At 47.4% G+C, this 16,917-nt stretch carries 15 protein-coding genes; 13 read left to right on the top strand and 2 right to left on the bottom strand.

The annotated features are described in order from the left end of the window. The first annotated feature begins 47 nt into the window (after positions 1 to 47). The 4 genes from FGQ85_RS00560 (at position 48) to FGQ85_RS00575 (ending at position 3,613) form a co-directional block, all read left to right on the top strand. Positions 48 to 1,661, top strand: coding sequence for an MBL fold metallo-hydrolase (locus FGQ85_RS00560; RefSeq protein WP_087168322.1), 1,614 nt, complete (start codon positions 48 to 50; stop codon positions 1,659 to 1,661). 131 nt (positions 1,662 to 1,792) lie between these two features. Next, positions 1,793 to 2,569, top strand: coding sequence for an RNA polymerase sporulation sigma factor SigG (gene sigG, locus FGQ85_RS00565; RefSeq protein WP_087168321.1), 777 nt, complete (start codon positions 1,793 to 1,795; stop codon positions 2,567 to 2,569). Positions 2,570 to 2,673: 104 nt separating this feature from the next. Then, on the top strand, positions 2,674 to 3,363 hold the full coding sequence (locus FGQ85_RS00570; protein ID WP_087168320.1) for an HAD family hydrolase: 690 nt from the start codon (positions 2,674 to 2,676) through the stop codon (positions 3,361 to 3,363). Beyond that, a complete protein-coding gene (locus tag FGQ85_RS00575; RefSeq protein WP_087168319.1) occupies positions 3,350 to 3,613 on the top strand; it encodes a glyoxalase in 264 nt (87 codons plus the stop codon). Before FGQ85_RS00570 ends, FGQ85_RS00575 begins: the two co-directional genes overlap by 14 nt. 20 nt (positions 3,614 to 3,633) lie before the next feature. Here FGQ85_RS00575 and FGQ85_RS00580 read toward each other — a convergent pair whose 3' ends face one another. Further along, positions 3,634 to 4,065 (bottom strand): hypothetical protein, encoded by a 432-nt coding sequence (locus FGQ85_RS00580; protein ID WP_087168318.1) that lies wholly within the window; start codon positions 4,063 to 4,065, stop codon positions 3,634 to 3,636. A gap of 156 nt (positions 4,066 to 4,221) precedes the next feature. Between FGQ85_RS00580 and pth the strand changes: the two genes are divergently transcribed. Genes pth through FGQ85_RS00595 form a run of 3 tightly spaced genes read left to right on the top strand, consistent with a single transcriptional unit; the run spans position 4,222 to position 9,383 of the window. Further along, entirely contained in the window at positions 4,222 to 4,791 is a 570-nt protein-coding gene (gene pth / locus FGQ85_RS00585; RefSeq protein WP_087168317.1) for an aminoacyl-tRNA hydrolase, read from the top strand. 18 nt (positions 4,792 to 4,809) lie between these two features. Beyond that, on the top strand, positions 4,810 to 8,181 hold the full coding sequence (mfd, locus tag FGQ85_RS00590) for a transcription-repair coupling factor (RefSeq protein WP_138372400.1): 3,372 nt from the start codon (positions 4,810 to 4,812) through the stop codon (positions 8,179 to 8,181). A 29-nt stretch (positions 8,182 to 8,210) separates the two neighbouring features. After that, a complete protein-coding gene (locus FGQ85_RS00595) occupies positions 8,211 to 9,383 on the top strand; it encodes a peptidyl-prolyl cis-trans isomerase (RefSeq protein WP_087252562.1) in 1,173 nt (390 codons plus the stop codon). Between the two features lie 22 nt (positions 9,384 to 9,405). Here the strand turns inward: FGQ85_RS00595 and FGQ85_RS00600 are convergent, their stop codons facing one another. After that, positions 9,406 to 9,849 carry a GatB/YqeY domain-containing protein gene (locus FGQ85_RS00600; protein ID WP_138372401.1) on the bottom strand — a complete coding sequence of 148 codons (444 nt, stop codon included), beginning with the start codon at positions 9,847 to 9,849 and terminating at the stop codon, positions 9,406 to 9,408. Between the two features lie 151 nt (positions 9,850 to 10,000). On the opposite strand from FGQ85_RS00600, the gene FGQ85_RS00605 reads away from it, so the two are divergent. The 6 genes from FGQ85_RS00605 to recJ all read left to right on the top strand — a co-directional run bounded on the left by FGQ85_RS00605 (position 10,001) and on the right by recJ (position 16,717). Continuing rightward, positions 10,001 to 10,552, top strand: a complete 552-nt coding sequence (locus FGQ85_RS00605) for a stage V sporulation T C-terminal domain-containing protein (RefSeq protein ID WP_087168313.1) — start codon at positions 10,001 to 10,003, stop codon at positions 10,550 to 10,552. Positions 10,553 to 10,612: 60 nt separating this feature from the next. Continuing rightward, entirely contained in the window at positions 10,613 to 10,984 is a 372-nt protein-coding gene (locus FGQ85_RS00610) for a TIGR04086 family membrane protein (RefSeq protein ID WP_087168312.1), read from the top strand. 76 nt (positions 10,985 to 11,060) lie between these two features. Continuing rightward, positions 11,061 to 11,204: a six-cysteine ranthipeptide SCIFF gene (scfA, locus tag FGQ85_RS00615; RefSeq protein ID WP_008976445.1), complete on the top strand. Its 144-nt coding sequence runs from the start codon at positions 11,061 to 11,063 to the stop codon at positions 11,202 to 11,204. Between the two features lie 92 nt (positions 11,205 to 11,296). Beyond that, a complete protein-coding gene (gene scfB / locus FGQ85_RS00620) occupies positions 11,297 to 12,712 on the top strand; it encodes a thioether cross-link-forming SCIFF peptide maturase (RefSeq protein WP_138372402.1) in 1,416 nt (471 codons plus the stop codon). A gap of 17 nt (positions 12,713 to 12,729) precedes the next feature. Continuing rightward, positions 12,730 to 14,877 (top strand): protein translocase subunit SecD, encoded by a 2,148-nt coding sequence (gene secD / locus FGQ85_RS00625; RefSeq protein WP_138372403.1) that lies wholly within the window; start codon positions 12,730 to 12,732, stop codon positions 14,875 to 14,877. 76 nt (positions 14,878 to 14,953) lie between these two features. After that, complete coding sequence (gene recJ / locus FGQ85_RS00630) at positions 14,954 to 16,717, top strand: single-stranded-DNA-specific exonuclease RecJ (RefSeq protein WP_087168373.1); 1,764 nt, start codon at positions 14,954 to 14,956, stop codon at positions 16,715 to 16,717. Positions 16,718 to 16,917 lie beyond the last annotated feature (200 nt).

The raw sequence follows: 16,917 nt of genomic DNA on the forward strand, positions 1-16,917 counted from the left end.
AGTGATACAATATCTACATACGATACCACAGGAAAAGGGGCGATGTTATGAAACTAAGATTTATAGGTGCGGCACATGAAGTGACGGGAAGCTGCCATCTTCTGGAAGCGTGCAATAAACATATTCTGGTAGACTGCGGGATGGAACAGGGGCCGGATCTGTACGAAAATCAGGAAATCCCGGTGTCGGCGTCCGAGATAGACTATGTACTCCTGACCCATGCACACATTGACCATTCCGGTAATCTGCCACTCCTTGTCAAGAACGGATTTCAGGGAGATATTGTATCGACCTTTGCGACTGCGGATCTGTGCAGCATTATGCTTCGTGACAGTGCGCATATCCAGGAATTCGAGGCGGAATGGAGAAACCGTAAGGCCAGAAGAAGCGGCGCACCATTCTATGAGCCTCTATACACGATGCAGGACGCGGTGGATGCGGCGGCATTGTTTTCACCATGTGACTACGGACAGAAGATTGTGCTTTGTGACGGGATTGAAGTCCGGTTCAGCGATGTGGGACATCTTCTCGGCTCAGCATGCATTGAGGTGTGGATCACAGAAGACGGAGAAACGAGAAAGATCGTATTTTCCGGCGATGTAGGAAATATCAATCAGCCGATTATCAAGGATCCGTCGACGGTTAAAGCAGCAGATTATGTGGTCATTGAATCTACATACGGAAACCGGACACATGGCGCGGGAATTCCGGACTATGTGGGCGATTTCACGAAAGTGATACGGGAAACATTTGCAAAAGGCGGAAATGTTGTTGTACCGTCCTTTGCGGTAGGAAGAACACAGGAACTGCTTTATTTTATCCGGGAGATCAAGGAAAAAAATCTCCTTCCGGAGTATCCGGACTTTGAAGTGTACGTGGACAGTCCACTGGCCATTGAGGCAACCAATGTGTTTAATAAAAATATGCTGGGATGTTTCGATGAAGAAGCAATGGAGCTCGTGAATAAAGGAATCAATCCGCTCCGGTTTTCCGGATTGAAACTGACGACAACAAGCGAAGAATCCAAACAGATCAACTTTGACGAAAAGCCGAAGATTATCCTTTCTGCTTCCGGTATGTGCGAGGCGGGACGGATCCGGCATCATCTGAAACATAATCTGTGGAGAAAAGAGTGCACGGTTCTTTTTGTCGGCTATCAGGCAGCGGGAACGCTGGGACGCAAACTGATAGAAGGAGCGGAGTGTGTCAAGCTGTTCGGAGAAAATGTAGAAGTCAATGCCAGAATCTGTACACTTCAGGGAATCAGCGGGCATGCGGATAAAAACGGGCTGCTGAACTGGCTTTCCGCTTTTGAAACGCCGTTGAAGCATGTGTTTGTCGTACACGGGGAAGACCAGGTGACAGATGAATTTGCCGCATCCATCAAAGAGACACTCGGATACGAAGCGTTTGCGCCGTACTCCGGAGCATGTGTGGATCTGATAGAGGATGAAATCTTAAGCGAGGGAGTCAGAGTGCCGAAGAAGTCTTCCGAGAAACCGGCCAGAATCCGCGCAAATCAGGTGTTTGGCCGTGCGGTTTCCGCGGCAAAACATCTGCTGGATGTTGTTATGAAAAACGAAGGGCTTTCCAATAAAGATCTCGCGAAGCTGGAAAGTCAGATTTTGAATCTTGCTGACAAATGGGACAGAAATGATTAGTACCTGTTAAGAAGAGCCGAATTGTCAAGGACTAAAAGTTTTTTTATTTTTTTCCATACTGAATAAGAGGATGCCGGGATGTGCATGATTTCTGTTAGAAAGGCAGAGTTGCCGTGACAGGAGGATGTACGATGGCATTGAACAAAGTAGAAATATGCGGAGTGAATACTGCAAAACTTCCGCTTTTGAAAGAGGAAGAAAAAGAGGAACTGTTTGCCCGGATCAAAGAAGGAGACGAAGAGGCAAAAGAAAAATACATCAAGGGAAATTTAAGACTGGTGCTCAGCGTGATCAAGAGGTTCGCGGGAAGCAATGAAAATCCGGATGATCTCTTTCAGATCGGCTGTATCGGCCTGATCAAAGCGGTTAATAATTTTAATACGGAGCTGGACGTCCGGTTCTCTACTTATGCGGTGCCGATGATTATCGGAGAAATCCGAAGATACATGCGGGACAACAATTCCATCCGCGTCAGCCGGTCGCTGCGGGACACAGCATACAAGGCGATCTATGCGAAAGAAAATTATGTCAAAAAGAATTTAAGAGAACCGACCGTTCAGGAGATTTCCGAAGAGATCGGAATTGCAAAAGAGGATATCGTATTTGCGCTGGATGCAATCCAGGCTCCGGTCAGCTTGAATGAGCCGGTTTATAATGACAGCGGAGATGCACTGTATGTGATGGATCAGATCAGTGATAAAAAGAACAAAGAGGAGAGGTGGATTGAAGATCTGTCTTTGCAGGCGGCGATGGAACACCTGAATGAAAGAGAAAAATATATTATCCGTCTCCGTTTTTTCGAAGGGAAAACCCAGATGGAGGTGGCCAGAGAAGTAAATATCTCCCAGGCTCAGGTGAGCAGACTGGAAAAAAATGCGCTCCGTCTGATGCGGCAGTATCTGGACTAAGGAAAAAGAACGCCTGCCGGGCGTTCTTTTTTTGTTGAAATTTTGGCAGGCATATATTATGCTATACGTGTAGAAAGTACTAAGAAAAGAATGAGGCAAAGAAAATGTATAAGGCTTGTATTTTTGATCTGGATGGAACATTGACAGATACATTGGAGTCCATGACACGCTCGGTAAATCTGACTCTGGAGCGGATGGGGCTGCCGGTGATTACCCTGGAACAGTGCCGGGAGTTTGTAGGAAGCGGCGCAAGAAAGCTCATGGAGAGGACATTAAAGGCGTGCGGAGATGAAGATCTTGTGCGTATTGAGGAAGCCATGGAGATTTACGGCAGGGTATTTGCAGAAAACTGTACGTATCATGTAAAGCCGTATGACGGAATTGAAAAGATGTTAAAGGCACTCAAGGAAAGAGGGATTTATCTGGCTGTTCTTTCCAATAAGCCGGACGGACAGACAAAGGATGTGGTCCATACTTTTTTTGGAGATGCAATATTTGACTATGTACAGGGACAAAAGGAAGAGATTCCGAGGAAACCGGACCCGGCAGCTGTCTTTGCGATTATGGAGATGGCAGGGATCAGCCGGGAAGAATGTGTCTATATCGGGGATTCCGATGTGGACATGTGCACCGGAAACAATGCCGGGGTAATGACGGTCGGTGTCAGCTGGGGATTCCGGTCAAGAGAAATCCTGAAGGAAACAGGGGCGGATGTGATTATTGATCATCCGGAAGAACTGACCGTGATCGTAAATAATACCAAAGGTGAGGAGGGAAAGAATGAACGGATTTAGTGAAGAATGTATCGAAGTGTTTTTAAGAGATCAGTCACAGCTTTTTGATGAACCGGTCGCTGAGACACCGGAAGAGGCGGAAGCTTTCCTCGAGGACTGCATGGCAGTTGTGCTGGATTCGCTCGAAGAGGTAAAAGAATATCTGGAAGAGTCCGGAGCGGATGTGGATGGAATGACACTGCAGGAAATCGAAGATGCGTCCGAAGTGTTTGTGCTTCCGGAAGGGAAGTATCTGGTTGTAGAAGGATAAGGGAAAGCCGGGGCAGCATATCAGTCTGCCTCGGCTTTTTTCAGCGCTTTTTGGATGGTATCAAGAATCAGGTTGGAAGTATAGGAATCGTCCTCTCCGGATTTGATCTGATCTGCCGACTGCGTTTCGATGATCTGTCCGGCAATTTCTTCCATGGCCGGCTGAACAAGAGGATACATGGTTTCCACGCTTTCATCCAGATTGGAAAAACGGATAGAGTTGATATGATTTTTGTCGACCGAAACTTCCACTTCCAGCGGCGTGTTATTCAATGTCATGCTGGCTGTGTATATGCCGGGAGTGTATTCTTTGGACGTCTGCTTTTTTCCGGAATGATCCGGAAGGAACATAAAAAGAAGCAGAAGCACAAGAAGAATGCCAAGGGCTGCAAAAATGGCGGTATAGATAATTTCCTTCATGTGAAAAACGACGATTCTGGTTTTGGAACTCATAAGTGAAAAGACCTCCTTTCAGTAATGATGAATCCTGCAGCACCACGGGATTATGTCTTTATAAATATATGTGACGTCGGAAAAAATTATGCGGCGTTGCCAAACGCGGCTTTTTGCGGTAGAATAGAAAAATACGAAAAAGAGAGGTAGAGATGCATGTTTATTATCGCAGGATTAGGAAATCCGGGATCAAAGTATGAAGACACACGGCACAACGTCGGTTTTGATGTCATAGACCGAATTTCGAAAGAATACCATATAGCAGTTGATACAAGAAAACACCGGGCGCTGATCGGAAAAGGGGTTATCGACGGCGTAAAAGTGATTCTCGCAAAACCCCAGACCTTTATGAATCTAAGCGGGGAAAGTATCCGGGAGCTGGTGGACTATTATAAGGTGGATGAGGCCACGGAGCTGATTGTTATATATGATGATATCAGTCTGGATGTGGGTCAGCTCAGGATCCGGAAAAAGGGGAGCGCCGGCGGACATAACGGAATTAAAAATATTATCGCCCACCTTGGGCATGATGTATTCATGCGTGTGAAGGTCGGTGTCGGGGAGAAGCCGAAGGGCTATGATCTGGCGGATTATGTACTGGGCCATTTCTCAAAGGAAGAGAAAGAGAAGATGGAAGTGGCATATGAAAAGGCAGTACAGGCCGTCAGAATGGCCGGACTTGGAGAAATTGACGAAGCGATGAATCAGTTTAACCGGAAAGGCTGATGGAAGGAGGAGAACACAATGAAGGCTTTTACGGAACCTCTTTTGGAGCTTGCGGAATTCGAGACGATTCAGAAGACAAAATACCGGGGAAAAGGGATGATTCAGATTGCCGGAAGTACCGGTTCGCAGAAAAGCCATCTTGCGTATGCTCTTTCTGGAGACGGCCGGAGGATTCTTTATATTCTTGCAGATGAAGAAAAGGCAAAGGAAGTTCTTGAAGAATATCAGTTTCTGGATGGGGAAGTCCTGTTCTATCCGGCGAAGGACTTCCTCTTTTATCGGGCGGATATCAGAGGAAAATATCTGGTCAAGCAGCGGATGGAAGTATTCCGCGCACTGAAAGAAGAGGAAAATGTAACGGTTATTACAACGATCGGCGCGTTGATGGACGGGGTACGTCCACCGTTGAAGATCGATGAGGAAGTTTTTTCTGTCCGCACAGGGGAGACGTCAGATCTGGAAGAACTTGTTCAAAGGTTATCCGCAATGGGATATGACAGGGAAGTACAGATTGAAGGGCCGGGGCAGTTTGCGGTGCGTGGAGGAATTGTCGATATCTTTCCTTTGACAGAGGAGATGCCGGTGAGGATTGAATTCTGGGACGATGAGATTGATTCGATCCGTACCTTCGATGCCCAGACACAAAGATCCATAGAAAACAGGGAGGAGATCACGGTGTATCCGGCCCGGGATGAGGCGGATGAGCAGGAGGAGGTCTCTTTCCTGCGCTATTTCCGTTCGGAAGAGACGCTTTTGTTTCTGGATGAGCCGGCAAGACTCTACGAACGTGGAGAAGTCATCGAGGAGGAAGTCCGGCAGGCCAGGGAGCGAAGAGAGGAAGAAGAAAAGCTTCCGGAAGGAGAAAAAGACATCAGGATCTTTCCGGTCCACGAGATTGCAGGTTTGATCAATCAGTATCACAGTATCGGATTTACAGCACTGGAGGGAAAAGTAAAAGAATTTCTGGTCCGGGATGTATACAGCATTCTGGCTAAAAACGTGAACCCGTATAACAGCAGTTTTGAGGTGCTGACGAGAGACTTAAAAAGGCTGAAGCGAAACGGGTACCGGGTGATTCTGCTTTCGGGTTCCCGGACAAGGGCAAGAAGGCTTGCGGAAGATCTCAGGGACTATGATCTGAACAGTTTTTATGATGAAGATCCCGAAAGACTGGTAAAACCGGGAGAAATTCTTGTGTCCTACGGTCATGTGGCAGTTGGGTATGAGTACCCGATGCTGAAGTTTACCGTGATTTCGGAGACCGATATTTTCGGGAAAAAGAAGAAAAAGAAACGAAGAAGGATTTACGAAGGGGAAAAGATCCAGAGTTTTACCGACTTAAAGCCGGGGGACTATGTAGTTCATGAGAATCATGGGCTTGGAATTTATCAGGGAATCGAGAAAATCGAGATAGACCGGATTGAGAAGGATTATATGAAGATTTCCTATGCAGGAGGCGGAAATCTCTACATCCCGGCTACTCAGATGGATCTGATCCAGAAATACGCATCGGCGGATGCAAAGAAACCGAAACTCAACCGTCTGGGCGGACAGGACTGGGAGCGTACCAAGACAAGAGTCCGTAAAGCGGTACAGGTGATCGCGAGAGATCTGGTGGAGCTCTATGCCGCACGGCAGGAAAAGGAAGGCTATGCCTATGAGCCGGATACGGTGTGGCAGAAAGAATTTGAGGAGATGTTTCCGTTTGAGGAGACAGACGATCAGGCAGCGGCCATCGAAGAGACAAAAAAGGATATGGAAAGCCACAAGATCATGGACCGTCTGATCTGCGGAGATGTTGGCTTTGGAAAAACCGAGGTGGCGATCCGGGCGGCCTTTAAAGCAGTGCAGGAGAATAAGCAGGTGGCATTTCTTGTACCGACCACCATTCTGGCGCAGCAGCATTACAACACCCTTGTTCAGAGGATGAAAGACTTCCCGGTTCGGGTGGATCTGATGTGCCGCTTCCGTACCCCGTCCCAGCAGAAAAAGACGCTGGAAGACCTGAAAAAAGGCCAGGTGGATATTCTGGTGGGAACCCACCGGATTTTGAGTCAGGACGTCTGCTTCAAAGATCTGGGACTTCTTGTGATCGACGAGGAGCAGAGGTTTGGAGTGCAGCACAAGGAAAAGATCAAAAAACTGCGGGAAAATGTGGATGTCCTGACATTGACAGCTACTCCGATTCCAAGAACTCTTCATATGAGCCTGATTGGAATCCGGGATATGAGTGTGCTGGAAGAGGCTCCGATGGACCGGATGCCGATCCAGACCTATGTCATGGAATATCAGGATGAGATGGTAAGGGAGGCAATTGTAAGAGAGTTGTCCAGACAGGGGCAGGTGTACTATGTCTATAATAAAGTCAAGGATATTGCGGAGATCACGGCCAGAGTCCAGAGCCTTGTTCCGGAGGCAAATGTTGCCTACGCTCACGGGCAGATGAGGGAACATCAGCTGGAGCGGATCATGTATGACTTTATCAACGGGGATATCGATGTGCTTGTTTCCACGACTATTATTGAAACCGGGCTTGATATTTCCAATGCCAATACGATGATTATCCATGATGCGGACAAACTGGGGCTCTCCCAGCTATACCAGCTGCGAGGAAGAGTCGGGCGTTCTAACCGGATGGCCTATGCCTTTCTTCTCTACCGGAGAGACCGTCTGCTCAGAGAGGTTGCGGAAAAGCGGCTTGCCGCGATCCGGGAGTTTACGGATCTTGGATCTGGATTCAAGATTGCCATGCGGGATCTGGAAATCCGGGGAGCAGGAAATCTGCTTGGAGAAGCACAGCACGGTCATATGGAGGCAGTCGGGTATGACCTCTACTGTAAGATGCTCAATGAAGCGGTCAAAAACATGAAACAGGGCACTTCCCAGGAAGAAGCCGCAAGCTTTACAACAACGGTGGATCTGAATGTGGATGCCTTTATTCCGGCTTCCTATATTCCGGATGAATATCAGAAGCTGGATATCTACAAACGGATCGCGCTGATTGAGACCGAAGAAGAGATGGATGATATGATGGAAGAGCTGATTGACCGGTTCGGAGACATTCCGAAAAAGGTACAGAAGCTGATCCTGATTGCAAGGCTGAAAGCCTTTGCACATTCCGTGTATGTGACTTCGATTGAGCAGAAAGGGCAGACGCTGAAGATCACCATGTATGAGCGGGCGAAGGTACGTGGCGAGGAGATACCGAAACTTCTGGAGCGCAGGAAAGGAGAACTTGTTTTTAAGAATGATACGCCGCCGTATTTTCTCTATGAGCAGAAAAAGCGGAACCGGAAGGAAAAGGACCCGGATATTCTGGAAGTCGTGAAAAATCTGTTAAATGATATAAAAACATTGATTGTCCAGGAAAAACCGGATATAATAGGGTAGTTAGAAATACGAAGGAGGCTTTTGACAGTATGAAAAAGCGTTTGGCAGTAGTCCTTTTGACTGCCGCTGTGGCAGCAGGAGCAATGACAGGCTGCGGACAGCAGACGATTGAAGACAGCGATGTCGTTGCGACCGTGGGAGATACAGAAATTAAAGGAAATGTGGCAAATTTCTTTGCAAGATATCAGCAGGCAATGTATGAGACTTATTACAGCTCTATGCTGGGAGAAAACATGTGGACAACCGAGGTTGAGGAAGGAACGACTTACGAAGAGTCGGCCAAGGAGACGATCATGCAGTCGCTGGAGGAACTCTATCTGGTTAACGAGCATGCCGGCGATTACAGCGTTTCACTGACAGACGAAGAAAAGAAGTCGATTGAAGATGCTGCGGACCAGTTTGTAGAGGCAAACGATGCGGAGGTCCGGGATGTGATTTCCGGCGACAAGGAGACGGTGCAGAAGGTTCTGGAACTCTTTACAATCCAGCAGAAAGTACAGACTGAGATGCTAAAAGATGTGGACCGGAATGTTTCCGATGAGGAGGCCGCCCAGAAAGCGCTGCAGTATGTAGCATTTACCTACTCGGATACGGAGGAATCCGAAGAAAGTGATTCCGAAAATACTTCAGATACAAAGGAAGAGGCAAAAGCGAAGGCGGAAACATTTTTGAACGCGGTGAACAGCGGCACAGATTTCAGTCAGGCCGCAGAGGATCAGGAGAAATCAGCAGTGGATCTGACGTTTGACTCCAGTACGACATCCCCGAATGAGGAGCTCATTCAGGCGGCGGACAAACTGGAAGCAGGCCAGGTAACTGATGTGATAGAGACAGATACCGGATACTATGTGGCAAAGGTGACATCCACATTTGATCAGAGCGCAACGGACAGCAAGAAACAGGAGATCATCTCCGAACGTGAGTCTGAGCGATACAATGAGATCCTTGATGGCTGGAAAGAAGACACTGACATCAAGGAAAACAAGGATGTCTGGGAAAAGATCGACTTTAACGGTCAGGGGGTTGCCCTGAAGACAGAGGACAGCTCAGAAGACAGCGGCAGTACAGAAGGCTCTTCAGAAAACACAGATGGAGAAGATACTTCTGACAGTGCAGAGGGAGAAGATACTTCCGACAGCACAGACAGTGGAGAATCCACTGATTCCGAAAATACAGATAATACAGAAGAAGCAGCCGAATAGGCTGCTTCATTTTTGTCTTTTATTAAAAAAATGTGCTGACAAGTTCGTTTACAAGTTTGCCATCGGCTTTTCCTTTGACCTTCGGCATCAGCTCTTTCATGATCTTTCCCTTGTCTTTTGCAGTCGGATGATCCAGACCCATATCAGAGAGAACAGAGGCGATGACAGATCTGATCTCCTCTTCTCCCATCATCTTCGGGGCAAATTCTTCAAGAACCGCGATCCGTGCCCGGCATTCTTCAATGATTTCGGTACGGTCTTCCGGGGTCATCTCCAGAGTCTCTTTTGTCTGTTTGATCTCCTTTAAGACAACCTGTACTTCCTCTTCCTCAGTCAGATCTTCCCGCTTGTCGATTGCTTTATTTTTCAGAGCGGCAAGAAGAGAAGACAGAGTTTCTTTTCTTGCCTTGTCGCCGGCCTTCATGGCAGCGACCATTTCTTTTCTTACATCATCGATTTTACTCATAGCCTTATGGACCTCCTAAACGTTTTTCTCTATTTTACTATCTCTGAAGAAAAAGTGCAAACAGAATAAAAATTTTCCTTTTGCAGATACTAGCCTTATGTGAAAGCCGGAAAAAGCGGCTGATTTGTGAAATGGAGGGAACTTTACAGAAATGAAAGCGACGGGAATTGTGCGAAGAATCGACGATCTTGGAAGGGTGGTTGTTCCAAAAGAAATACGCAGAACACTGGGAATCCGCGAGGGAACTCCGCTGGAAATCTTTACGGGCCAGGACGGCGAGGTTATTCTGAAGAAGTATTCTCCGCTTGGAGAAATATATACATTTGCGCAGAACTATGCAGAGAGTCTGGCGCAGGCATCGGGAATGCTTTCCTGCATTACGGATATGGAAAAGGTGATTGCTGCTTCCGGAACAGGGAGAAAAGATGTAGCAGAACAGGAGGTATCAGAGGAGTTTGTCTGTCTTCTGGAAGAACGGAGAGCGGTATCCATAAGCCACAGCGGGGGATCCGGTATCAATTTTCTGAAAGAAAAGATGGTGGACTATGGAGAAATTTTTGTCTGTCCGGTGCTGGCAGGAGGCGATGTGATCGGATCAGTTCTTTTTGTCAGACCGGAGCGGCAAAAAGGCATTTCCGAAGAAATCTGTCAGAAACTGGCTCAGTGCGCGGCTGCATTTCTTGGGAGTCAGATGGAAACGTAGTCATAAAGAGAAAATCCGCATCATACAATAGTCTTAGAAAAACGGGACAAGGGGGATGCGATGAGAGTAAAAGGACAAAAATCGGGGGTCATGCGGATCTTTCAGGCACTTCTGGTATCCTACATCGTTACGGGAATCCTGCTTCTGGTGCTGGCGGTGCTGCTTTATAAGCTGAATCTGGATAAAGGAAAAGTGACGGCAGGAATTACCGGTATCTATGTTGTGTCCGCGTTTGCGGGAGGTTTTCTGATCGGGAAGCTGCAGAAAGTACGGAAATTTATCTGGGGACTGATTCTTGGAATGCTATATTTTCTGCTCCTGGTACTGGTGTCCGTTGGTGTATATCACACCCTTCAGGGCGATACGATGCAGATTGTGACAACGCTGATACTGTGCGCGGCCGGAGGAATGCTTGGCGGAATGCTGTCGTAAACGAAAAAAAGGCTTTAAAAAAGGAACCGCCTATGATATAATAATTTCTAGCAAAATGCATAAGGAGGAAATCAGGATGAAACACATTAAAACATTAAATACACAGACTTTAAACAACACAATGAAAAAAGGCGGATGCGGAGAATGCCAGACATCCTGCCAGTCAGCATGCAAGACTTCCTGCACAGTAGGAAACCAGACCTGCGAACAGAAGAAATAGGCAGACAGGACTTATAAGTGAAATTACAGGACAGCGGCTATTTGGTCGCTGTCTCTTGATGTCTACAGAAAAAAGAGAAAGGGGTACACAAAGTGATCCATCAGTACCAGAATAATGGATATAATATCGTTCTGGATGTTAACAGCGGATGTGTCCATGTCGTAGATCAGATGGGATACGATCTGATCGCAGCACTGACCGCGATGAATCCGGAGCAGACAGCCGATACCATCCGGGAGGGTGAGACAAAGGAAAAAATTAAAAAACAGTATCAGGAGAAATATAATCCGCAGGAGATTGACGAGGTGCTCGATGATCTCGCTGAACTAGCGGAGGCAGGACAGCTCTTCGCACCGGATACTCATGAGTCCTGTATACAGGATGTCATGAAAAGAAAGACAGTAGTAAAGGCGCTCTGTCTCCATATTGCCCATGACTGCAATCTGGCGTGCAAATACTGTTTTGCCGAGGAGGGCGAATATCATGGAAGACGTGCGATGATGTCCTATGAAGTAGGGAAAAAGGCGCTGGATTTTCTGATCGCAAATTCCGGAAGCAGAAGAAACCTGGAAGTAGACTTCTTCGGCGGGGAGCCGCTGATGAACTGGCAGGTTGTCAAAGATCTTGTGGCATATGGAAGAGAGCAGGAGAAGATTCACGATAAACATTTCCGTTTTACTGTTACGACAAACGGCGTACTGCTGAATGATGAAATTCAGGAGTTTATCAACAAGGAGATGGACAATGTCGTGCTGAGCCTGGACGGAAGAAGGAAAGTCAATGACCGGATGCGTCCGTTCCGGAATGGAAAAGGAAGCTACGATCTGATTGTTCCAAAGTTCCAGAAACTTGCCGAGAGCAGAAACCAGCAGAAATACTATGTGCGCGGTACATTTACGAGACAGAACCTGGATTTTTCAGAGGATGTGCGCCATTTTGTAGATCTCGGATTTCAGCAGATGTCTATCGAGCCGGTTGTCGGTGATGATACAGACCCGTACGCAATCAGGGAGGAAGACCTGCCTCAGATTTTTGAGGAGTATGATAAACTCGCAAAATATATGATTCAGAGAGAAAAAGAAGGAAATGGATTTAATTTCTTCCATTTTATGATCGACCTGGAAGGCGGACCGTGCCTTGCGAAACGGTTGTCAGGATGCGGTTCGGGAACCGAATATCTGGCTGTAACACCGTGGGGAGACCTCTATCCTTGTCATCAGTTTGTAGGAGATGAGGATTTCCTGATGGGAAATGTAGATGAGGGTATTACAAAGCCTGAGATTGCGGACGCATTCCGGTGCTGTAATGTCTACTCAAAAGAAAAATGTAAAAACTGCTTTGCGAAGTTCTACTGCAGCGGCGGATGTATGGCGAATGCATACCATTTTGAGGGAAATCTGAATGATGCATATGACATCGGATGCGAGATGGAAAGAAAACGTGTGGAATGCGCCATCATGATCAAAGCGGCGCTGGCGGACAACTCCGGAGAGAGCGAAGAAGCTTAGAGAAGGGGATGTAAAGTGTGAAGAAAAGCAGAGGGATCGCAGGATTGATTGTGACAGTCCTTATAATCGGACTGCTGGTATATACGACAGCCATCGGATGGGGCCGTTCCCAAAGCGGTGCCATGGAAAACATCAAACTCGGGCTGGATCTGGCCGGCGGGGTCAGCATTACCTATCAGGCAAAAGAGGAAAACCCGTCGCCGGAAGAGATGCGGGACACCATCTACAAACTGCAGAAGAGAGTAGAAGCATACAGTACGGAAGCGAATGTATACCAGGAGGGAGACAATCGTATCAGCATTTCCATTCCGGGAGTGTCGGATGCCAATGAGATTCTGGAAGAGCTTGGACAGCCGGGATCGCTGGAATTTCAGACAGCAGATGGCGAGACGGTTCTGACAGGAAGCGACATTAAAACCGCAAAGGCGATGAGCGGTCAGAACCAGACGACAGGAGCAAATGAATATACGGTAGAGCTTCAGTTAAATGAGCAGGGAAAAGAAAAGTTTACCGAGGCGACAGAGAAGAATGTCGGAAAGGAAATTTCCATTATCTATGACGGCGAGGTAATCAGTTCCCCGACTGTGAATGAAGCTATTACTGTGGATACCGCTTATATTGACGGAATGGCAAGTTATGAAGAAGCCGAAGAGCTTGCTTCCGCAATCCGGATCGGCGGTCTTTCCCTGGAACTGGAAGAGCTCAACTCACAGGTGCAGGGAGCCCAGCTTGGCGGGGAGGCAATCAGTACAAGTCTTCTGGCAGGAGCAGTCGGACTTGCGGCAGTCATCCTTTTTATGATTGCTGTTTATCTGCTTCCGGGACTTGCTGCAGGGCTTGCACTTCTGATCTATACCGGACTGGTGCTGGTGCTGTTGAACGCATTTGACATCACTCTTTCCCTTCCGGGAATTGCCGGAATCATTTTGTCCATTGGAATGGCTGTGGATGCAAACGTCATTATCTTTGCAAGGGTGAGGGAAGAAATCGCGTCCGGAAAGAGTGTGCAGAACGCGCTGAAGAGCGGATTTCACAAGGCACTTTCCGCAATCATTGACGGAAATGTCACGACGCTGATTGCAGCAGCGGTACTCTGGTTTCGGGGATCGGGAACGGTCAAAGGATTTGCGCAGACACTGGCTCTTGGCATCGTCGTTTCCATGTTTACCGCGCTGGTAATTACACGGATGATCATCAATTCGTTCTATGCGGTGGGAATCCGGAACGAGAAGTTCTATGCAAAGAAAATGAAGGAAAGAAAGCCGGTAGACTTCCTTGGAAAGAGAAAGATCTGCTTTGCTGTTTCCCTGCTTGTGATCCTTGCCGGATTTGCCGTGATGGGATATCATCATGTGAAAGAAAACGGTATGCTGGCCTACAGTCTGGAATTCCGGGGAGGAACATCCACGACAGTGGATTTTCAGAAAGATTATTCGATTTCGCAAATTGAATCCCGGATTGTTCCGGTGGTTGAGAAAGCATCCGGAGACTCGGAAGTACAGACACAGAAGGTAAAAGGAAGCACTGAGATTGTCATCCGGACGAAAGCCCTTGATCTTGACCAGAGGGAGGCATTAAATCAGGCACTGGCTGATGAGTTCCAGGTGTCGGATTCGGACATTACCTATTCCAGCATCAGTTCCACAATCAGTGCGGAGATGAGGCAGGATGCGGTCGTTGCGGTGATTATCTCCACAGTCTGCATGCTTCTTTATATCTGGTTCCGGTTTAAGGACATCCGGTTTGCCACAAGCGCGGTGACGGCCCTGATTCATGACGTCCTCGTCGTGCTTGCCTTTTACGCCGTATCCCGTATTACAGTCGGAAGTACCTTTATTGCGTGCATGCTGACAATTGTAGGATATTCGATCAATGCAACCATTGTAATATTTGACCGGATCCGGGAGGAGCTGAAAGCGCGGAGGAAGAAAGAACCACTTGCCGAACTTGTAAACAGATGTATCACAATGACGCTGACAAGAAGCATCTATACTTCTCTGACGACGTTTATTATGGTGTTTGCGCTCTTTGTTTTTGGTGTCACATCAGTCAGAGAATTTGCACTGCCTCTGATGGTCGGTATCGTGTGCGGTGCATATTCTTCCGTATGTATCACGGGAGCACTCTGGTACGTTATGAAGACAAGAACCGGAAAGAAGAAATAAAACATGAAAAGGATGCAGCAGGATGGAAAGTATGGATCTTGCGGCATCCTTTTGCTTTTTTGGAGGAATACAATCGATGAAAAACTGGGTACTGCTTAGAAAGGGAGGAAATTTTACAGAGCTGGGGAAACGGTTTGGGATCCGGCCGAGAACAGCGGCGCTGATCCGCAACCGGGATATTATCGGAGAGGAGGCTTTTGACCGTTATCTGAATGGAACCATCGCGGATCTGTATGATGGAATGCTTATGAAAGATATGGATAAGGCGGTGGATCTTCTGAAGGAAAAGATTGTGGAGAAACAGAGTATCCGCATTATCGGAGATTATGACATTGACGGAGTCAATGCTACATATATTCTTCTGGAGGGGTTGAAAGGACTGGGCGCAGAAGTGGATTATGACATCCCGGATCGTGTCAGGGACGGATACGGGTTAAATATTGATCTGATTGACCGTGCGCTGGATGACAATATTGATACAATTGTGACATGTGACAACGGAATCGCAGCGCGCGAAGAGATCGCGTATGGGAAAAGTATGGGAATGGCTGTCGTTGTAACAGACCATCATGAAGTGCCGTATGAAGAATACGAAGACGGTACACGCGGCTACCTGATTCCGCCTGCCGACGCGGTGGTGGATATCAAAAGAGAGGACTGCCTGTACCCGTTCAAAGGACTGTGCGGAGCAGCTGTGGCCTACAAGCTGGTCGAGGCACTTTACAATGCCATGGGAAGAGATCCGGAAGATGTGGATTATCTGATGGAAAATGTAGCCATCGCGACGGTAGGAGACGTTATGGATCTGACCGACGAAAACCGGATTTTTGTAAAACAGGGGCTGGAAATGCTGAAGAGAACGAAAAATCCGGGACTTGCCGCGCTGATGGAATGTACCGGAGTCCATACGGACCGACTGTCTGCCTATCATATCGGCTTTGTGATCGGACCGTGCATCAATGCCGGGGGGCGTCTGGATACAGCCAGACGGGCACTGGAGCTTCTGTGCGCAAAGACAAAAAAAGAAGCGGATCTTCTGGCGGGAGATCTGAAAGCTCTCAATGACAGCCGGAAGAATCTGACAGAGGAAGCAGTGAAAGAGGCGGTGGTCCAGGTGGAGACAACCGGATTAAAGGAGGATAAAGTACTTGTGGTGTATCTGCCAAAATGTCATGAAAGCATAGCGGGAATTGTGGCAGGACGTCTGCGGGAGCGGTACTACAAACCGGTGTTTGTCCTGACAAAGGCAGAAGAAGGAGCAAAAGGCTCCGGGCGGTCGATTGAAACCTACCATATGTACGATGAGCTGAGCAGATGCAAAGATCTTCTGACACGTTTCGGCGGACATCGTCTGGCAGCGGGGCTTTCGCTCCCGGAAGAAAAAATTCTGTCTCTTCGGAAAAAACTGAACGAAAATACGACAATGACGGAAGAAGACCTGACGGAGAAAGTTGTGATCGACATGCAGCTTCCTCTGTGTGAGATTACCGAGGATTTTGTGCAGGAACTTTCTCTTCTGGAGCCGTTTGGAAAAGGAAATACGAAACCGGTGTTTGCCCGGAGAAAGCTGCTTTTTCGGCGGGGACGGGTTATCGGAAAGCATCAAAATGTGTTGAAACTGGAAGTAGAAGATGCGGACCACACCACTATGGATGCCATCTTTTTTGGTGATCTGGAGACCTTCTTTTCCTGTCTGTCACAAAAGTACGGACCGGATGCAAAAGACCATCTTTTATATGGAAGAGGAAATCCGATTTTGATGGATGTTACTTACTATCCGGGAATCAACGATTACATGGGAAGAAGGACGCTTCAGATTACAATTCTCGATTATCGGTAATACTGATAAGAAAAAAGGCAGGATTACGCGAAAAACCTGTAGAATGCTCTGCTTTACACATTCTGGAAATAATGATATACTAAAAGATATATTCCAAAAAACGACATAATATTTGAGAGTAAAGCAGTGAAGAAACAGGTAAAGGAGGGGAATGATATGGCAGAAAAAATCAGACCGGAAGAAGTTACGACAGAAGTCCG

The sequence above is a fragment of the Pseudoflavonifractor sp. BSD2780061688st1 E11 genome (genome assembly GCF_005844125.1).
In the GTDB taxonomy this organism is placed as follows: domain Bacteria; phylum Bacillota; class Clostridia; order Lachnospirales; family Lachnospiraceae; genus Sellimonas; species Sellimonas catena.